The sequence below is a fragment of the Aureispira sp. CCB-QB1 genome, from assembly GCF_000724545.1.
Lineage (GTDB): Bacteria > Bacteroidota > Bacteroidia > Chitinophagales > Saprospiraceae > Aureispira.
This window is the reverse complement of the sequence record NZ_JHBV01000031.1, coordinates 64,508-80,430: the sequence shown is the minus strand read 5'-3', so window position 1 is coordinate 80,430 and position 15,923 is coordinate 64,508. Positions and strand designations below refer to the sequence as shown.

General features: G+C 35.0%; 16 protein-coding genes. 2 read left to right on the top strand and 14 right to left on the bottom strand.

Annotated elements, in window-relative coordinates; genetic code table 11:
• Nucleotides 1-232: 232 nt before the first annotated feature.
• Entirely contained in the window at nt 233-2,572 is a 2,340-nt protein-coding gene (locus CG11_RS16325; protein WP_052597872.1) for a TonB-dependent receptor, read from the bottom strand.
• A gap of 285 nt (nt 2,573-2,857) precedes the next feature.
• Here CG11_RS16325 and CG11_RS16320 point away from each other — a divergent pair, with 285 nt between their 5' ends.
• Nucleotides 2,858-3,316: a hypothetical protein gene (locus tag CG11_RS16320; protein ID WP_052597871.1), complete on the top strand. Its 459-nt coding sequence runs from the start codon at nt 2,858-2,860 to the stop codon at nt 3,314-3,316.
• Nucleotides 3,317-3,375: 59 nt separating this feature from the next.
• Here the strand turns inward: CG11_RS16320 and CG11_RS16315 are convergent, their stop codons facing one another.
• The 4 genes from CG11_RS16315 to CG11_RS16300 all read right to left on the bottom strand — a co-directional run bounded on the left by CG11_RS16315 (nt 3,376) and on the right by CG11_RS16300 (nt 6,488).
• Nucleotides 3,376-4,029 carry a hypothetical protein gene (locus CG11_RS16315; protein ID WP_156039802.1) on the bottom strand — a complete coding sequence of 218 codons (654 nt, stop codon included), beginning with the start codon at nt 4,027-4,029 and terminating at the stop codon, nt 3,376-3,378.
• A gap of 410 nt (nt 4,030-4,439) precedes the next feature.
• Entirely contained in the window at nt 4,440-4,994 is a 555-nt protein-coding gene (locus CG11_RS16310) for a hypothetical protein (RefSeq protein ID WP_052597869.1), read from the bottom strand.
• Nucleotides 4,995-5,273: 279 nt separating this feature from the next.
• Nucleotides 5,274-5,810 (bottom strand): hypothetical protein, encoded by a 537-nt coding sequence (locus CG11_RS16305; protein ID WP_156039801.1) that lies wholly within the window; start codon nt 5,808-5,810, stop codon nt 5,274-5,276.
• Nucleotides 5,811-5,912: 102 nt separating this feature from the next.
• A complete protein-coding gene (locus CG11_RS16300; RefSeq protein ID WP_052597867.1) occupies nt 5,913-6,488 on the bottom strand; it encodes a hypothetical protein in 576 nt (191 codons plus the stop codon).
• A 494-nt stretch (nt 6,489-6,982) separates the two neighbouring features.
• On the opposite strand from CG11_RS16300, the gene CG11_RS16295 reads away from it, so the two are divergent.
• Nucleotides 6,983-7,303 carry a DUF3467 domain-containing protein gene (locus CG11_RS16295; protein ID WP_052597866.1) on the top strand — a complete coding sequence of 107 codons (321 nt, stop codon included), beginning with the start codon at nt 6,983-6,985 and terminating at the stop codon, nt 7,301-7,303.
• Nucleotides 7,304-7,468: 165 nt separating this feature from the next.
• Here CG11_RS16295 and CG11_RS16290 read toward each other — a convergent pair whose 3' ends face one another.
• The 9 genes from CG11_RS16290 to CG11_RS16250 form a co-directional block, all read right to left on the bottom strand.
• The gene (locus tag CG11_RS16290; protein ID WP_052597865.1) at nt 7,469-8,416 is read right to left on the bottom strand and encodes an ion transporter; all 948 of its coding nucleotides are present in this window, start codon (nt 8,414-8,416) and stop codon (nt 7,469-7,471) included.
• A gap of 274 nt (nt 8,417-8,690) precedes the next feature.
• Entirely contained in the window at nt 8,691-9,770 is a 1,080-nt protein-coding gene (gene rfbG / locus CG11_RS16285) for a CDP-glucose 4,6-dehydratase (RefSeq protein ID WP_052597864.1), read from the bottom strand.
• Between the two features lie 11 nt (nt 9,771-9,781).
• Entirely contained in the window at nt 9,782-10,564 is a 783-nt protein-coding gene (gene rfbF, locus CG11_RS16280; protein ID WP_052597863.1) for a glucose-1-phosphate cytidylyltransferase, read from the bottom strand.
• Nucleotides 10,561-11,760, bottom strand: a complete 1,200-nt coding sequence (locus CG11_RS16275) for a glycosyltransferase family 4 protein (RefSeq protein WP_052597861.1) — start codon at nt 11,758-11,760, stop codon at nt 10,561-10,563. The genes rfbF and CG11_RS16275 overlap by 4 nt, the downstream gene beginning before the upstream one ends.
• 8 nt (nt 11,761-11,768) lie before the next feature.
• The gene (galE, locus tag CG11_RS16270; RefSeq protein WP_052597860.1) at nt 11,769-12,794 is read right to left on the bottom strand and encodes a UDP-glucose 4-epimerase GalE; all 1,026 of its coding nucleotides are present in this window, start codon (nt 12,792-12,794) and stop codon (nt 11,769-11,771) included.
• The gene (locus tag CG11_RS16265) at nt 12,795-13,733 is read right to left on the bottom strand and encodes a glycosyltransferase (protein ID WP_197043868.1); all 939 of its coding nucleotides are present in this window, start codon (nt 13,731-13,733) and stop codon (nt 12,795-12,797) included.
• Nucleotides 13,723-14,829 carry a DegT/DnrJ/EryC1/StrS aminotransferase family protein gene (locus CG11_RS16260; RefSeq protein WP_052597857.1) on the bottom strand — a complete coding sequence of 369 codons (1,107 nt, stop codon included), beginning with the start codon at nt 14,827-14,829 and terminating at the stop codon, nt 13,723-13,725. The genes CG11_RS16265 and CG11_RS16260 overlap by 11 nt, the downstream gene beginning before the upstream one ends.
• Nucleotides 14,830-14,964: 135 nt before the next feature.
• The gene (locus CG11_RS16255) at nt 14,965-15,510 is read right to left on the bottom strand and encodes an acyltransferase (RefSeq protein WP_052597855.1); all 546 of its coding nucleotides are present in this window, start codon (nt 15,508-15,510) and stop codon (nt 14,965-14,967) included.
• 3 nt (nt 15,511-15,513) lie between these two features.
• Nucleotides 15,514-15,918 (bottom strand): FdtA/QdtA family cupin domain-containing protein, encoded by a 405-nt coding sequence (locus CG11_RS16250; protein WP_052598020.1) that lies wholly within the window; start codon nt 15,916-15,918, stop codon nt 15,514-15,516.
• Between the last annotated feature and the right edge of the window lie 5 nt (nt 15,919-15,923).

Below are 15,923 nucleotides of genomic sequence, written 5' to 3'. Positions count from 1 at the left end.
TGGTCGTTGATTAGCTCCCTGCGGTCGTGAGATCGCTATCGCTTAGTTGTTTACTTTTTTTACCAAAAAAGATAAAAAAGCACATTTATATTAGTTTGATAATCAAAATTTTAACACAAAATACAACAAAAACACAACTTACTGATTATCAAACTAATAAAGTTTAGCTGCGCTGCTACTGCGTGGTTTCAACGAACTATTGTTAAAATGACATCTTGATAAAACTACTATTTTAGAATACATGACTGTATTTTAATGAAAAGCTACGTGGAGCTCCCATTTGCGCAGGACGACTAGCATATTCCTCATTGAGTACATTTTGAACGACAAGATTGATACGTTGTTTATCATTAAATCGATACCCTACTCTTATATCCCAAAGCCAATATCCCTTGTTATGTATCAACCTAAAATGCGACAATTTAGGGGTAATAAAATTATACTCAAACAAAGCATCAATATGATCCATAAAACTATTATAGGTAAGCACAGTACCAAGTGTAAGACCCCACAATTCGGTTTCTACATCCATCCGAACCGTATGCATTCTTCTATATTTTAAAATGTTGGGATAATCTGCTCGTTCTACTCCTTCTGCAAATGTTCTAAACAATTCTCCAATAAAAACACCTGGGTCTCTTAATTTGCTCGTGTCAGCACTCAAATCACCAGGAAAACTATATGTATACCCTCCCCAAACTCTAATAGGAACTTTACCAATGCGAACTTCTCCTTGTGTGGATACTTCCCAACCTGCAATTCTAGCTTTGCTAATGTTCACAAAACTAAACCCTGGTCCTTGGGCATAACTTCCCAACGAAAATTCGACCATATCATCATATTCCATCCAAAAGAAGGCGACATCTGCATATATTTTAATATTTTTTCCTCTAAAAATTCGTCGATAAGCCAACTCCGTTGACCAACCAGTTTCTGGGCGCAAATCTGGGTTGGGATAAATTCCCAAGAATGTTCCTGGAAGGCGTTCATTAAAGTAACGTTCTGCCATAGATGGCAAGCGAAAACCTTGACCAAAAGAAGCTCTAATAAAATCGTTTGGACTTGCCTCATAGTTTAGACCAGCTCGAACAATAGGTAAAGCAGGTATAAAGCTAGTATCTACAACAAACCCTTCCCAACGGAGCCCCAATGTAGCTGAAAGTCGATTCCAAAACTTCTTATCTACCTGTGCATAGGCTGCAAACGAACCTCCTGTAAATAGCGCTCGTTCGGTATAATGTGCATTAACATCAGCAAAAAGAATACTATTTACATTTAAAAACTGCCCTCGTATACCTGCTGTGACAATCCAATCATTGGCGAAATTTCGCTGAAACTGATACTCTAAACTAAAAATATCCGCTTCCGAATCATCTCCTGGTTGTACCTTCGCTATTCTAAACCATCTAGCTCGTAAATCGTGCTTATTATCCAGTTTGTCAAAAGCTGTTAAATAGGGGTCTATTGTAATAGAATAATAGCGATCTCTGTAAATCGTATCTAGGTTTAAATAAGCATTACTTGCCATGTCTTTTGCCATAAAAAAGCGACCATCCTCATGATACATAATATTGCCATTAACCCCATAAGAAATACGACCATCGAGTTGGGGCACCCTAAACCTTGTATTAAAGTTAAATCGAAAACGGCGTTCATCCGCTCCTCGATAATAACCATTGCCCAGATGAACATTTCCACCTACAACTAAATCCACATTCTTGTGAAGTCGTTCTCTATGTGCAAAATAAAAACCTGAAAACATAGGTATTTCGGCTGCATTTACCTTGGGGTCAAACCAACGCATAGAATCTATTCTAGGTTGATCATAAATACCAGCATACATAGAAAATGCAGTGTAAGGTTGTGTTCCTTTGGGATAGGCTGTTCTTAGATTAATGACACCATTTAAAGCTCCTGAACCATACAATACCGATGCCGATCCTTTAATAATTTCAATCTGTTCGGCATTTTCTACTGGCATATAATTCCATTTCACATCACTCAACTCTGCCGAGAGCAAGGGTTGCCCATCCACTAAAAAAAGGACTCTACTACCAACACCATATGCATAGCCCGCGCCACCTCGAATGCTAATCTGACCATCTGTAATTTGTACTCCTGATGCCTTTTTTATAATTTCATCCAAACTAGTTACATTGTTACTCTCTATTTGCTGTTGACCTATAACATCAATTGACACCGTACTCTCTTCTAGCTTTTTTTCATAACGCCCTTCTGTTACAATCACCGTTTCCCCCATCAAAGTACCAACAGACAATGCTACATCTAATACAATGGGAGTTTGACCATCTACCACGACTTCTTTTTCGACACTAGTAAAACCAATATAACTAAATACAATCGTATGTGTTCCTTCTCCTAAACTTAGCTTATATTTACCATCCAGATCAGTTGTTGTTCCTTCTGTGGTCTCTTTGATACTAACGGTAACACTAATTAATGGCTCATTGCTTTCTGCATCTATGACAACACCCGACAGTAAACTTTGCGCTATTGTTGCCATTGGAGACATCCAAAGTAGAATAAAAATTAGTCTTGCTATGTCTTTCATACCTTATTTTATTATAATTACGCACCTCTGAAATAATGCTCTGTGGATTACTCCAATAATTTTCTGTATTCTTCGTTTGATAGAATATCGACTTAGGGTCTAAGTCATCTCAAAATACGGCTTTATTAGCAAAAAAAACAATTTGCTGTTTTCATAGACTACATTCTTGGTCTAAATATTGAACTAAGAGCAAACTAAGTACCTCAAGAAGAAAGCAGAATTCGTTTAAATTAGATTTTGAGCTCTTGTTCGGTGCCTATTGATCAAATATTATAACATAAAACTATGAATCACTTAATAACCTTTTTACTCTTTTTTAGTTTAAGTACCCAAGTCTGGGCACAACAAAGCGACTTCCCGAAAGTCGTCAATGTAGCACAACGTAGCGAAATACTAGAGGAATTAAGTTCTCGCTACAAAAGTTCTCTCTTTTCTGCCTCGGATGCTGATTTTATCAAAACAACACAAAACTGGCAGCACATTTTGGTGGCAATAGAAAAATATGCCGAAGAAATTGATTTTGATTTGAAAGGTGTAAAAATTTGGATAAAAGTATTCTTTGCAAAGGATGGCAACCTTGACCACATTACGTATATCTTATCCGAAAATTCTATCAATATAGATACCATAGAGTTAGAAGCCTTTTTTCGATCTTTTATGAAAAACTATAAACTACCAGAATCCCACGAGCAAAAGTTTTCGTATGACGCACGCATCTTATTCCCTTTATACTTAATGCGTTAAAAAAAAAAGGTTGAACTGTAATACAGTTCAACCCTTTAAAATAAATCGAATATAATACCTTATTCGGCGATTTCTACTCTTCTAATTAACTCTCTTCCCTCTTGCTCATTTCTCAGTTTAAAAATATATCCTCCTGGTTCCAAGTTAGCTACATTCAACGCTTTGTAATTGCTCCCCTCCTGAACTTGAAACTTATTATTGGCAACAACTCCAAACCCTTCCTCATCGTACATCATCAAAGTCAAATCTTGTGCATCATCTGACTTAATTCCAAAAATAAAGCTTCCGTTATCGACAGGTTCGTCAGACATAGAAAACTCAACTGCTAGTTGGTTTTCTGAGTTTTCTGCTGCAATCAAAGCATTAAAAATACTCGTCACTAACTCTGTTGCTTCAACATTAGCCAATGCCTCACTTTTATTTTGGCTCAAGTCTTTGGTTAATATATCCAAATCTTGTGGCTGGATTCCCTCTGGAAGCATCTCCATCGTAAATTTAAATCGAGGAACATCCTTTACTGTGCTTACTTGGCTAGAGACGCTGCTTACAAGACGTTCTCTAAATGATTTGTTAACATCGAGGTCTACTGCTCTAGTTGTTGCATCAGACATTTTTGCTTTCTTCTCACAATCACACTCTTGTTGGCAAGAAGTTAATGAAAAGAATAATAAGCAAATAATAGACAGTGTCAGAAATTGTGTCGGTTTTTTCATCTTTGTTCGTTTTATGAATTTAAAACTGGTTTTAAGTAAGCTTCCAATTGAATTGGTTGGCTTATTAATTATTTGGGGGTATTTTATTTTAGCACTTAGCTGCGCTGTTACTTCGTGGTCGTTGATTTTTTATAGTTGGTAATGCTGCTACGTTGTAATTTTAGAAAACTACTGTTTTAGTGACTTCTTATCAACAAACAATAAGGTTAAGTTACTATTTTTATTATTATAAACAATAATATACAATAGTTATTTTATTCTATGCCTGTATCCAAAACACTGTTACCTCAAACTTTAAATATCTTCAAAATTTAACTATAAGCATTTCATCCTTTCATTCTCTACGATGAAAAAAAAAATCTCCCTTCTCTTTCTAGAAGGGAGATTTTATATAATATATGTATTTTATATTATTTTGTTTCTGCAACTTGAACAACTCTGTTCAATTCTTTGCCCATATCGTCTTTCAAACGGAAGTTGTAAGCACCTGGCTCCAAAGATTTAACATTTAATGCTTTGTAGTTATTGCCTTCAGTTACTTCAAACTTATTGTTAGCAACCATAGCAAAACCTTCCTCGTCGTGCATTTCTAGTGTCAAGTTTTTAGCATCTTCTGTTTCGATACCAAAGATAAACATACCGTTTTCTACTGGTTCATCAGACATAGTGAAGTTTACATCTAGCAATTGAGCTTCTTTCTCTGCTCCCATCAATGTAGAGTTAATATTCATAACAGCTTCAGCATCCGCATCTTCTGAATTCATTGCTTTTGCAGTACCAACCATATCTCCAGCTTCGATTGTAATCATTTGACCACGGAAGTTTACTTGCATTGCTTCACCTTGAGCCGCTCTAGTTGTTTCTGTATCTATATTTAGTTTATTAGTGTTGTTTTGGTCGCTGCAAGATGCAGTAAATATAATCACAAACAACCCTAGGACGAATAAACTTGTATACTTTCTCATAATTCTCTTTTTTAATAAAACTGTTTTTAATATTGATTAATGGTATAAAAGGGGAATATGTTACCGTATATCTATGTTGTTAATAGGTTTACATATACGTTTGTCTATATACTAAGTTAATTTTCTAAATTTAGAAAAACAAATTTTATCTTTATTTTTTCTGAAAAAAACTTTTTTTTCTTTAAAAATGTGATAAAAAACAAATCGTTACATAAAACAAATAGCAACAAATTTTCAAGTAAGATATAATGTTTTCTTACTTATAAAAACAAATTTTCTTTATTTTTGTTCATGGGCAATATCGACTTTTCTATTTATCTCTCTTCCTTTATCATCCCTAAGTCGAAAAACATAAGTACCATTTTCCATTCCACTTACATTTAAAGCTTTATAATTATTCCCTTCTTGTATATGAAACTTATTATTAGCAGTTAAGTGAAACCCTTCTTCATCATACATTTCTATCGTTAATATCTTATTATCAGCAGATTCTATTCCAAATATAAAGACTCCATTTTCGACTGGTTCATCAGACATAGAAAACTTAATATCCAATAATTCTGCTTCATTTTCTGCAGCCATTAAATTCCTATGAATATTTGTTAGCACGTTTTCTTCTGTGATCGTTCTCATTCCAGTAGGTTCCATAATTTCAAGGTTGGCAGCATCATATTCAAAACGCTCCTTCACCACATTTTGCCCTGTCACAGATCCCCCTACATTAACAGCCGTAGAAGCCATATGACTTGTTCCTGATTCACAAGACATTAGAGTCAAAGCAATAGAGCAAATAAAAAATGTACTTGTTATTTTCATATTTAGCATAATATTAATAAAAAAGTTATAAAAAAATCGGGTACACCTAATAGTGAGGTGTCCCGATTTGTATATTTTATAGGCAATTCTAATTTGCTCTAACTATTTTTCATTGCTGATGTTTACGGTTCTTACTAACTCTCTTCCTTCATCATCTTTTAGGCGGAATAAGTAATCTCCATCTTCCATAGAATTAACATTTAATGCTTTGTAATTGTTACCTTCTGTTACATCAAACTTGTTATTAGCTACTTTTGCATAACCTTCCTCATCATACATTTCCAATGTCAAGTTTTTACCATCTGGAGATTCAATAGAAAAAATGAACATACCATTTTCTACTGGCTCGTCAGACATAGAGAATTTTACCTCTAGCAATTGAGCTTCTTTTTCAGCTCCCATCAATGCAGCATTCATATTCATAATATCCTGAGCATCTGCATTTTCTTGGTTCATTTGTTCCATTGCAACGGTTTCCATTGCCTCTAAATTTACGTCAATATCAGCTAGAGAGAAACGGTCAATAGTTTGATGAGTTTCTTTAGCACCACGATGGGAATTCAAATCAATTTTATCAGCACTTGCTACTGTAGCACTTTGAGTTGGGTTAGCATTATCACAAGAAACAGCGAATAAAACTACTGCCACTAGCATGAGTAATTTTGACATATTTTTCATAATAAGATTGTTTTATAAATGTGAGGAGTTTTTGTTATTTTGGTAATTAATGTTGTAAAATAACGAAACGTTACCTCTGGGACAGAAAAAATATTTTTTTTATTGCATTTTGCAATGTCTACAAAAAATGCACACTTAATATATAGCTTTTCAGAGGATTATGCAAGTTCATTCTATAAAATTATCATAAAAAAAATGGCTTAAAAGTCGTTTCATTCTCTTTTGAACTCGCCTATTTTGTTTCATTAAACTCTTAAAGAAAATATACCGACTGGGTCAAAGCTTAAATTCTACTATTTTTTTCCGTATTTTGGTCTTGTATCTATTGTAATGAATCCCAATAATGAAAATTATTTATATTATATAATCAATACTTTGTGAGAAAATCGTATTAATTTGATTATATCTATGAAATCTATAAGACTATCCTCAGCATAGGTCTAAATTATTCCATCATAAAAGAATCGAATAGGTTCTTTAAAAGTTAATTGTTCATGAACGATCATCAACCAAAACAAAACGAAATTAATATTGAATTATCTGAAGAAACAGCAGAAGGTGTTTATGCAAATTTGAGTATCATTTCTCATTCTAATTCTGAATTTGTTCTAGATTTCATTCGTTTGGTTCCTAATGTTCCAAAAGCAAAGGTCAAATCTAGAGTTATCATGACACCTCAACAAACCAAGCGTTTGATGTATGCCTTGAGAGAAAATCTAAAACGCTATGAAGCTGCCAACGGACCTATTAAAGATGTAGATCTGAATACCAATCCATTTCCAATGAATTTCAATACTCCAAAAGGACAAGCTTAACCACAGCCGACTCTTGTTTAGAAAATTACTTTTCTGTGGAGTTGTTCAATACTAAAAGAGTTGATAAATCCTGTACAACAAGCTTTGTATGGGATTTTTTTTGATCATACCTATAGCATACTCTATTATTTCTTAACAGAGTAAGGGAGGAGATGATGTTCTGTATTAAACTTTTGGACGTTTGGTTGTTCTTCTTGGAGGCAACTTATCATCATCTCGACCATCATCAGGATTATTGATAGCTGGATTTTGATTGTCTTTTTTATTTTTAAATCGCTCTTCTTCTTCACGTCGTGCATCCAAAACCAGTTGAAAGTTATTAACAATTGCCCCAACGACTAAATTAACGAGCAAATAAGCTGCAATAACCATCCAAGAGACATGATAGATGGTTACAACCCAATTAGAAGCAGCAGGGACCGTATTCATACCATCCTCTTTAGCTGTATATTCATTTTTCAATAGATTGTACCTCAAATCTGTCCAATCCTCTCCTGTTAAAATTCTAAACAAGGTAAAAAATGCCTCTCCTAAACTACCATAAGGATCTGGATTGCTAATCGTCAATTCCAAATGTTCGGATTGACTGTATTGTTTATTCTTAAAAAGTGTGACTCCCATTATAGCATAGATGTACATAATAAGCAAGAATAACACCGCAATATAGGATAAAGATTTGATGGACTTCAGTAAGACGCCTATTAAGACTCTGAGCTCTTCTATTGCTCGAATAGAACGGGTCAATTGCACAATTCTAAGGACACGCAACGTCGCAAAAACAGAATTTTGTTGATCGTTCATGTCGGTAAACAAAATCCCTGCAACTTCAGGAATAATACCAATAACTAGAATGAAAACATCAAACCAATTCCAGCGATCGGCAAAGTACTCTCTAGTGCTCCTCCTTCCGTGCCAACGCAAGACTACTTCTATAAAGAAAACAAATAAGATGCAAAGCTGTACGACCTGAATGTAACTTGGCACGTGGCTATACGTTTGCACACCAATTAGTAAACCATTTAGAACAATAAGTCCTAATATGGTCATATTAAACCAGGTACTATTTATAATATTTCTTGCCTTGAGTCTAGTTGGAGAATCTAAGGTACTCATGTTTATCGGGTATTTTCAAGCACTTAACTAGTCCTTAATTTGCTACAAATAAGTGAAACGAAAGAATAGTTTATAGTTTGTCTAGAGTTAATGGTATTTTAGTTTGTAAGTGTTACCATTCTTACCGTAGACATTCTCACGAATTTGGATCAACTTATTTTTAAGAGATTCGGAAAATTAATATACTACTATCCCCCTTAATTTCAAGGGAAAACAGTTTTTTTTTGTAATAATTTAATGTGATTCTGCATTACTCGACTAAAATACTCAAAAATTAAGACAAATAAGCCTGAATTTGGGCACGAGTTATTTCTAAAGGACTTTGTTTTTTGTCTAAAGCCTCTTTATACCATTTAATTGTATTCTGGATAGCCTGTTTTGCATTCCATCGCGGATACCACTTTAGCTCATTGACCGCTTTAGAACAATCCAAGCGCAGCAGTTTTGCCTCATGCAACTGACCTTTTTGTTGTTCTACCACGTAAGAGCCTTTTCCCCATTCTTCTATTGCTTGCTGAACTAAAAATTCTACTGTTATCGCTTCATCGAACAAAGGACCAAAATTATAAGGCTCAGAAAATCGAATAGGATCCTCGTCCATGCGAATTGCCAACAGCAAATAGCCATACAATGCTTCTAAGACGTGTTGCCAAGGTCTCACGGCATGAGGATTTCTTAAGGTCACTTGCTTGCCATCACTCACCGCCCGAACAATATCAGGAATAATCCTATTCTCTGCCCAATCTCCCCCACCAATAACATTTCCAGCACGTACTGTAGCCAAACTCGTTTGATGTTTGGAGTAGTCTTTAAGATTAAAAAAACTAGAACGATAAGAAGCACTAACTAACTCTGCACAAGCTTTACTAGCACTATAAGGGTCATAGCCTCCCAAGTGATCGTTCTCACGATAAGGATAAAACCATTCTCTATTTTCGTATACCTTATCGGTTGTAATATTAATAATCGTACATTTTTTGTCCACCAACTTTGCTGCTTCTAACAAATTTGCCGTCCCAATGGCATTGACTTCAAATGTATATACAGGGCGATTATAGGCATCCAACACCAATGGTTGTGCCGCCATATGATAAATAATATCGGGTTGAAACTCTTGAACAGCACTAGATAATTGCTGTGCATTTCGAATATCTGCTATTACCGATTCACACAAATGATCTCCATCTATATCAACATACAACGAAGGGTTTTCGGCTTCCAAAGCATAGCCTTTAACTATCGCCCCCAAACGATTCAGCCAAACCGTCATCCAAGCACCTTTGAAGCCTGTATGTCCTGTCAGAAAAACTTTTTTTCCTTCAAAGAATTTCTTAAGCTCTGTTCCTGTTACCATAGATTCTTAATTTACCATATTTTCCAAGCAGGATTTCCACTCTCCCACATACGTTCCAAATCACGTTTGTCTCTCAATATATCCATGCATTTCCAAAACCCATCGTGTTTATAAGAAACCAGCTGATTATCAGCTACTAAATCACGCATAGGATCATCCTCCCACATAATTGGAGTCATGTCTTTGTCTCTTAGATAAGAAAACACCTTTCGATTCAAAACAAAGAAACCACCATTAATCCAAGTTCCACCACCTTTGGGTTTTTCTACAAACTCGGTTACTGTTCCTTCTGAATCTGTGTTCAATACGCCAAATTTCCCCGCAGGTTGTACGGTAGTGACAGTGGCTATTTTATCGTGTGCATGATGAAAATCGACCAATGCTTTGATGTCAACATCAGAAACTCCATCGCCATAAGTCAACATAAAATTTTCATCCTCACCAATATATTTTTCGACTCGTTGCAATCGACCAGCAGTCATTGTATGCAACCCTGTATCCACTAAGGTTACTTTGAAGTTTTCTGAATTCGTTTGATGCACCTCAACTTGATTGTTTGCTAAGTCTACTGTGATATCTGAATTGTGATAAAAATAATTAATAAAATACTCTTTTATCATATATCCTTTGTAGCCCAAACAAATTATAAATTCGTTGTGTCCATGTGCTTGATACATTTTCATGATATGCCACAAGATAGGCTTACCTGCGATTTCAATCATCGGTTTGGGACGCATATGTGATTCTTCTGAAATTCGAGAGCCTAACCCTCCAGCAAAGATGACTGTTTTCATTTTTTCAAGGCTTTTTGATAGACGTTATAATACTGTTTTGTAGTATTCTTAATGTTAAATTTTTCAAAGGCTTTTTGAGCTTGTTTTCCATATTTTAAAACTAAATTAGAATCCTTTACAAATGCTAACATAGCTGCTTTTAAATGTGCTTTTGAAACCTTTTTTTCTGTATTCAATGGAATTAAGATTCCTGCAACTTCCTTTGAGTCGGTGCACAACATTTCTTCTATCGCTCCTACATTCGTAGCGATAGAAGGTTTTCCACAAGCCAAGTATTCTATAATAGTGAATGGCATTTCTTCATGGTATGAAGGCAACAATCCAACATCAAAGTTAAGAATTTCTGTGATAGGAGAATGCGTGGCTCCCATATACTTTATATTAGGGTGCCAATCTTTCTGTTGCATGAGTTTATCAACATAATCACCATCGGCAAAAAGGCGCAATTCTATTTGCTCGTATCCTGCTTTTAGTAGCTCGTCTGTTACTTCTAACAATTCAATCCAACCTTTGTCTTGATGTCCCCTTGCGACCATTCCAAAGGTAATTTTATTATTCAGTGGATCAGAACCAGTCACCACTTGCTGCTCAGCCAAACCGTTATATATTTTCAAAAATAACGATTCATCTACAAAAGAACGGTTGGGAAAAATTTCTTTGAAAGGAAGAATATTCGCTGGTGACAAATAGACAATAGTCGATGCCGTAGACAGTAATTTTTCTAAAGTATTTTTTAATATCTTTTTCTCTGTCTCCGAAACCTCTTGTCTCAGTATGTGCTTATAAGCACCATGTAGAGTTGTAATATAAGGGATATTTAACCGCTGTTGAGCTAAATAAACATTTTCATCTCCTAGCTGAATATTATTGTGAATGACATCTACTTGTTTATTTTTTAACAACTTCAAAAAATAACGCGTTGTCAACCATTCTTTCAAATCAAAGGAAGGAATTATTTTCTTTATCCAGTTTCTCAATTTATTGATTAGAACAATTGTTTTGGCATTTTTTGATAATGTCAAAATTTCAATTTCAGCAGGAATTGGTTCGTTAGAACTAGTATCTACTTGCTCTGGATGATGGCAAAAGATGGATACTTTGACATTCGGTAGTTGAATCAATTCTTTTGCCAATTGAATGACAAAGGTTTGAATGCCTCCTATTCCAAAACGAGATATGTAGAAAATAATATGCATTAAATTGTTTAAGATATTTTATAATCACTATGGTACCATTTCCATGTAGTAGACAAAATTTCATCAATCTTGTACTTAGGTTTCCATTCTAATAATTCCATTGCCTTTGTTGCATCTGCATAGATAGCAGAAATATCTCCTGCCCGTTTACTTCCTATAGAATAATCTAATCTTTGTCCTGTCACCTGCTCAAATACGGCAATTAGTTCTAATACGGACACTCCTTTTCCTATTCCAATATTAAATACCTCGCAGTTATGTTGTTGTTTTTCTTTTAACAGGTACTGTAGTGCTTTGGTATGGGCACTAGCGACATCCATAACATGGATATAATCTCTAATACAGCTTCCATCGGGTGTATTGTGGTCATTTCCTGTGACAACAAAAGGCGGACGTTTTTTTAATAATGCTTCTACTAACAAAGGGATAACATTATAAGCTCCTTTTTGAGGGACTTCTCCTATCTTAGCACTTGGATGAGATCCCCCAGGGTTAAAATATCGCAATAGAATATGATTGGTGCACGGCTCTGCCACTGCAAAATCTTGAATGATTCGTTCTCCCATTTGTTTGGTATACGCATAAGGACTTTCGGCGGTACCAATAGTTGTGTGTTCAAAAACTGGCAATGCCTCTGCATTTCCATAAACAGAACAGGAGGAAGAAAAAATAAAGTTTGGAATCCGACGCTCTTTTATGCAAGTTAATACATTTAGCAAGCCATTTATATTATTCTGATAATATTTTAAGGGCTCTTGAATAGATTCAGGAACGCTCTTGTAGGCTGCAAAATGAATAATTCCTTTGATCTCTTTGTATTGTCTAAAAACACTTCTAAGTGCCTCCAAGTCACAAATATCTATGGCATGATTCTCTACTTTCATACCTGTGATTTCTTCTATAGCAAACAATACATTTCGATTCGAACGGACATTGTTATCAACAGATACCACCTCAAAACCATTGGCAACTAAATCTACAATTGTGTGACTACCAATATACCCACAACCTCCTGTTACTAATATCGTTGACATTTATTTTGCTTTTTTGAAAAAGTTTTTGAAAGCGTGTGCCTTTTTTTGTTTAATACCAATTAAAGAGCAAGAAAACATATATAAGCTGTACCATGTTTTTTCGTACTTTAATTTCTTCCATAAAACGCTTGTAGTTGCATCATTGTTTTCAATTAATGCCGTTATCAAAGGGCGTTGAGCCTCATCAATCAATTTGTCAATCTCTGTAGAAACACCTCGGTGTTTTTCCAACAACTGAACACTATCCTTGGCAATTGCTGTTCGATAAGTGCTTCCCTGAGACATAGAAGTACTAAAATGTCTATACTTTACAAGTGGTTTTTCCAGTTTGATAAAATCATACTTTCGAGCCAATCGCAACCATATATCCCAATCTTCATAACTTAATTTCTCATCATAACCTCCTAATTCCACAAGAGCAGAACGTCTTATCAACACAGAAGGAGCAATGATTGTATTTTGCTTAATCAATCCCTTTAGAGTAGTTTCTGCATCAGCAGGAAAATTCCAATACTTACTAAAAGAATCGTGTATCAAGATACTATTTTCATCAATTACCTGTGCATCCGTATAAATTACAGCCACCTGCTCTGAACTCTTCTCTAAAATAGCAACCTGACTCTTTATTTTATCTTCTAGCATGACATCGTCACAAGCAATCACTTGAAAATATTTGCCAGTACACTTTGCCAATCCTTTATTAAAAGTTTTACAAATCCCCTCATTCTTTTCATTAGCAATTAGAGTACATGGTATTGTATTTCTTGCCATCCACTCCTTAATAAGGACCACAGAATTATCTCTCGAACCATCATCAGTAATAATTAATTCAATATTGGAATAGCTTTGCTTGGCAATACTGTCTAACGTTTCTTCTAAAAACTTTTCATGATTAAAACAAGCTGCAACAATACTAACTAATGGTTCCTTATTTCCCATATCCATTCAAGGTTTTTATAACCATATCTACCTCTTCTTGCTCCATTACAGGACTAATTGGCAAGCTCAAGACCTCCTTATGAATTCGTTCTGTAATAGGGAACGATAAGTGATTTAAAGTCTGATAAGCTTTTTGTTGATGCGGAGGAATCGGATAATGTACAATCGTTTGTATGCCATTTTGTTCTAAATAGGCTTGTAAGTCAGGGCGGTTATTAGAACGAATAACATATAAATGAAATACATGATTCTTTTTGTCAAAATCCCACTGAGGTAATTGTATTTTAGGGTTAGAGATTTCTGTAGAATAACGTTTTGCAATTTGACGACGTTTTTCTGTATCTCTATCTAAATATTTCAATTTGACATCTAAAATAGCTGCTTGAATTTCATCCAAACGACTATTGACTCCAACTACTTTATTGTGATATTTTTTCTCTGAACCATAATTGCGTAAAACTCTTACAATCGCCGCTAATGCATCATCATTGGTGGTAATTGCTCCACCATCTCCCAACGCTCCCAAGTTTTTACCTGGATAAAAAGAAAAGCCCGCTGCATCTCCACTACTCCCTGCTATATTCCCATTATCATTGGCACCATGTGCTTGTGCCGCATCTTCAATAACCAATAGATTATGCTTTTTAGCACAAGCATTAATAACCGACATATCAACCAATTGTCCGTACAAATGTACTGGCATAATGGCTTTTGTTTTGGTAGTAATATGTCCTTCTAAATTTTTTTCAGATAGCAAAAATGTCGCTTCATCTGGTTCTACCAAAACAGGGGTACACCCAACCTTGCTAATCGCTAATATAGTAGCAATAAAGGTATTGGCAGGCACAATAATTTCGTCACCTTGCTTTAATTTCCCTAGTTCAATATAACCATTTAAGATAAGGATGAGGGCATCCAAACCATTGGCAACCCCAATACAATGTTTCGCTCCAGTATATTGAGCAAAATTTTGTTCAAACGTTGTTACAGATTTGCCTAAAATATACCAGCCCGAATCAACTACCTCTTTGATAGCTTGATGAATTTCAGTTTCATACTGAGCATTAATTTTTTGTAGGTCGAGAAATTTTATCATTATCAAGAAAAGACTTTTATCAATTTATTTTGAAGTTATTAAAACTAGTCATTAACTACTAGTCATCTACCCTGTTGTATTGTGGTTTTTAGGCATTATTATTAAACGGAGATAGAAGGAACTACAATTTAGAACCTATTCAACCAAAGTGGGCACTCCGTTTTCCAGTGTATATTTATTATTTGTTTTACGATCAATCAAATCCAAACTCAAAATTATTCCTGAGGCGGTAATATATCCCTTTTGAATAGCAGGATTTCCATACCAAAGTGTATAAGCTGGAATATTTTTAGTCAGCACACTTCCCGCACCAACCATAGCATATTTACCAATTGTAATGCCTGCTATAATAGTGGCATTGGCACCGATAGAGGCTCCTTTTTCAATCTGAGTTTTTGCCCACTCCCCCGAATATTGTTTAGATCTAGGATACAAATCATTCGTAAACGTTACATTAGGACCGACAAACACATCATCTTCAATGGTTATTCCATCCCAAACTTGCACCCCACACTTAATGGTTACATTATCACCTATTCGAACATCATTTTCAATAAAACAATGGCTACATATATTACAATTAGCTCCTATTTGAGCATTAGGTAATACAACCACATATTGCCAAACATTTGTATTATCTCCAAGAGAGTTGGATTGTACCAAAGCTGTTTCGTGTATCATTTATCATTTTTTTAATGCCTTAAATGCTTCATAACTTCGAATATAATCCTTCTCATCGTAAGGTAACGAAGCCATACACAGCAACACAGCATTGTGAGAAAAGCGCATTTTACGCCAATAACCTGGAGGCACAAATAATCCCTTGTTGGGTTGGTCTAGCACAAAATTGAATGTTTCGCCATTTGCGTTTTCTAATTCAAAATGTATAATTCCCGCTACACTTAATATAACTTGTTGCAAATCAATATGAGCATGATTACCACGTTCTACATGATTAGGCGTAAAGTACGTCCAATAGACTCGTTTGATATCAAAAGGAATATTATCGGCAACCTCTGCAACGCTGATATAACCTAAATTGGGCGTTCCGATTTCTTTAAATGTAATAATATGTGGTTCTTGATTCACCTTTT

Coding starts and splice junctions, on each gene's coding strand:
- CG11_RS16325 (WP_052597872.1), bottom strand. CDS start 2,572: ATGAAAGACATAGCAAGACTAATTTTTATTCTACTTTGGATGTCTCCA.
- CG11_RS16320 (WP_052597871.1), top strand. CDS start 2,858: ATGAATCACTTAATAACCTTTTTACTCTTTTTTAGTTTAAGTACCCAA.
- CG11_RS16315 (WP_156039802.1), bottom strand. CDS start 4,029: ATGAAAAAACCGACACAATTTCTGACACTGTCTATTATTTGCTTATTA.
- CG11_RS16310 (WP_052597869.1), bottom strand. CDS start 4,994: ATGAGAAAGTATACAAGTTTATTCGTCCTAGGGTTGTTTGTGATTATA.
- CG11_RS16305 (WP_156039801.1), bottom strand. CDS start 5,810: ATGAAAATAACAAGTACATTTTTTATTTGCTCTATTGCTTTGACTCTA.
- CG11_RS16300 (WP_052597867.1), bottom strand. CDS start 6,488: ATGAAAAATATGTCAAAATTACTCATGCTAGTGGCAGTAGTTTTATTC.
- CG11_RS16295 (WP_052597866.1), top strand. CDS start 6,983: ATGAACGATCATCAACCAAAACAAAACGAAATTAATATTGAATTATCT.
- CG11_RS16290 (WP_052597865.1), bottom strand. CDS start 8,416: ATGAGTACCTTAGATTCTCCAACTAGACTCAAGGCAAGAAATATTATA.
- rfbG (WP_052597864.1), bottom strand. CDS start 9,770: ATGGTAACAGGAACAGAGCTTAAGAAATTCTTTGAAGGAAAAAAAGTT.
- rfbF (WP_052597863.1), bottom strand. CDS start 10,564: ATGAAAACAGTCATCTTTGCTGGAGGGTTAGGCTCTCGAATTTCAGAA.
- CG11_RS16275 (WP_052597861.1), bottom strand. CDS start 11,760: ATGCATATTATTTTCTACATATCTCGTTTTGGAATAGGAGGCATTCAA.
- galE (WP_052597860.1), bottom strand. CDS start 12,794: ATGTCAACGATATTAGTAACAGGAGGTTGTGGGTATATTGGTAGTCAC.
- CG11_RS16265 (WP_197043868.1), bottom strand. CDS start 13,733: ATGGGAAATAAGGAACCATTAGTTAGTATTGTTGCAGCTTGTTTTAAT.
- CG11_RS16260 (WP_052597857.1), bottom strand. CDS start 14,829: ATGATAAAATTTCTCGACCTACAAAAAATTAATGCTCAGTATGAAACT.
- CG11_RS16255 (WP_052597855.1), bottom strand. CDS start 15,510: ATGATACACGAAACAGCTTTGGTACAATCCAACTCTCTTGGAGATAAT.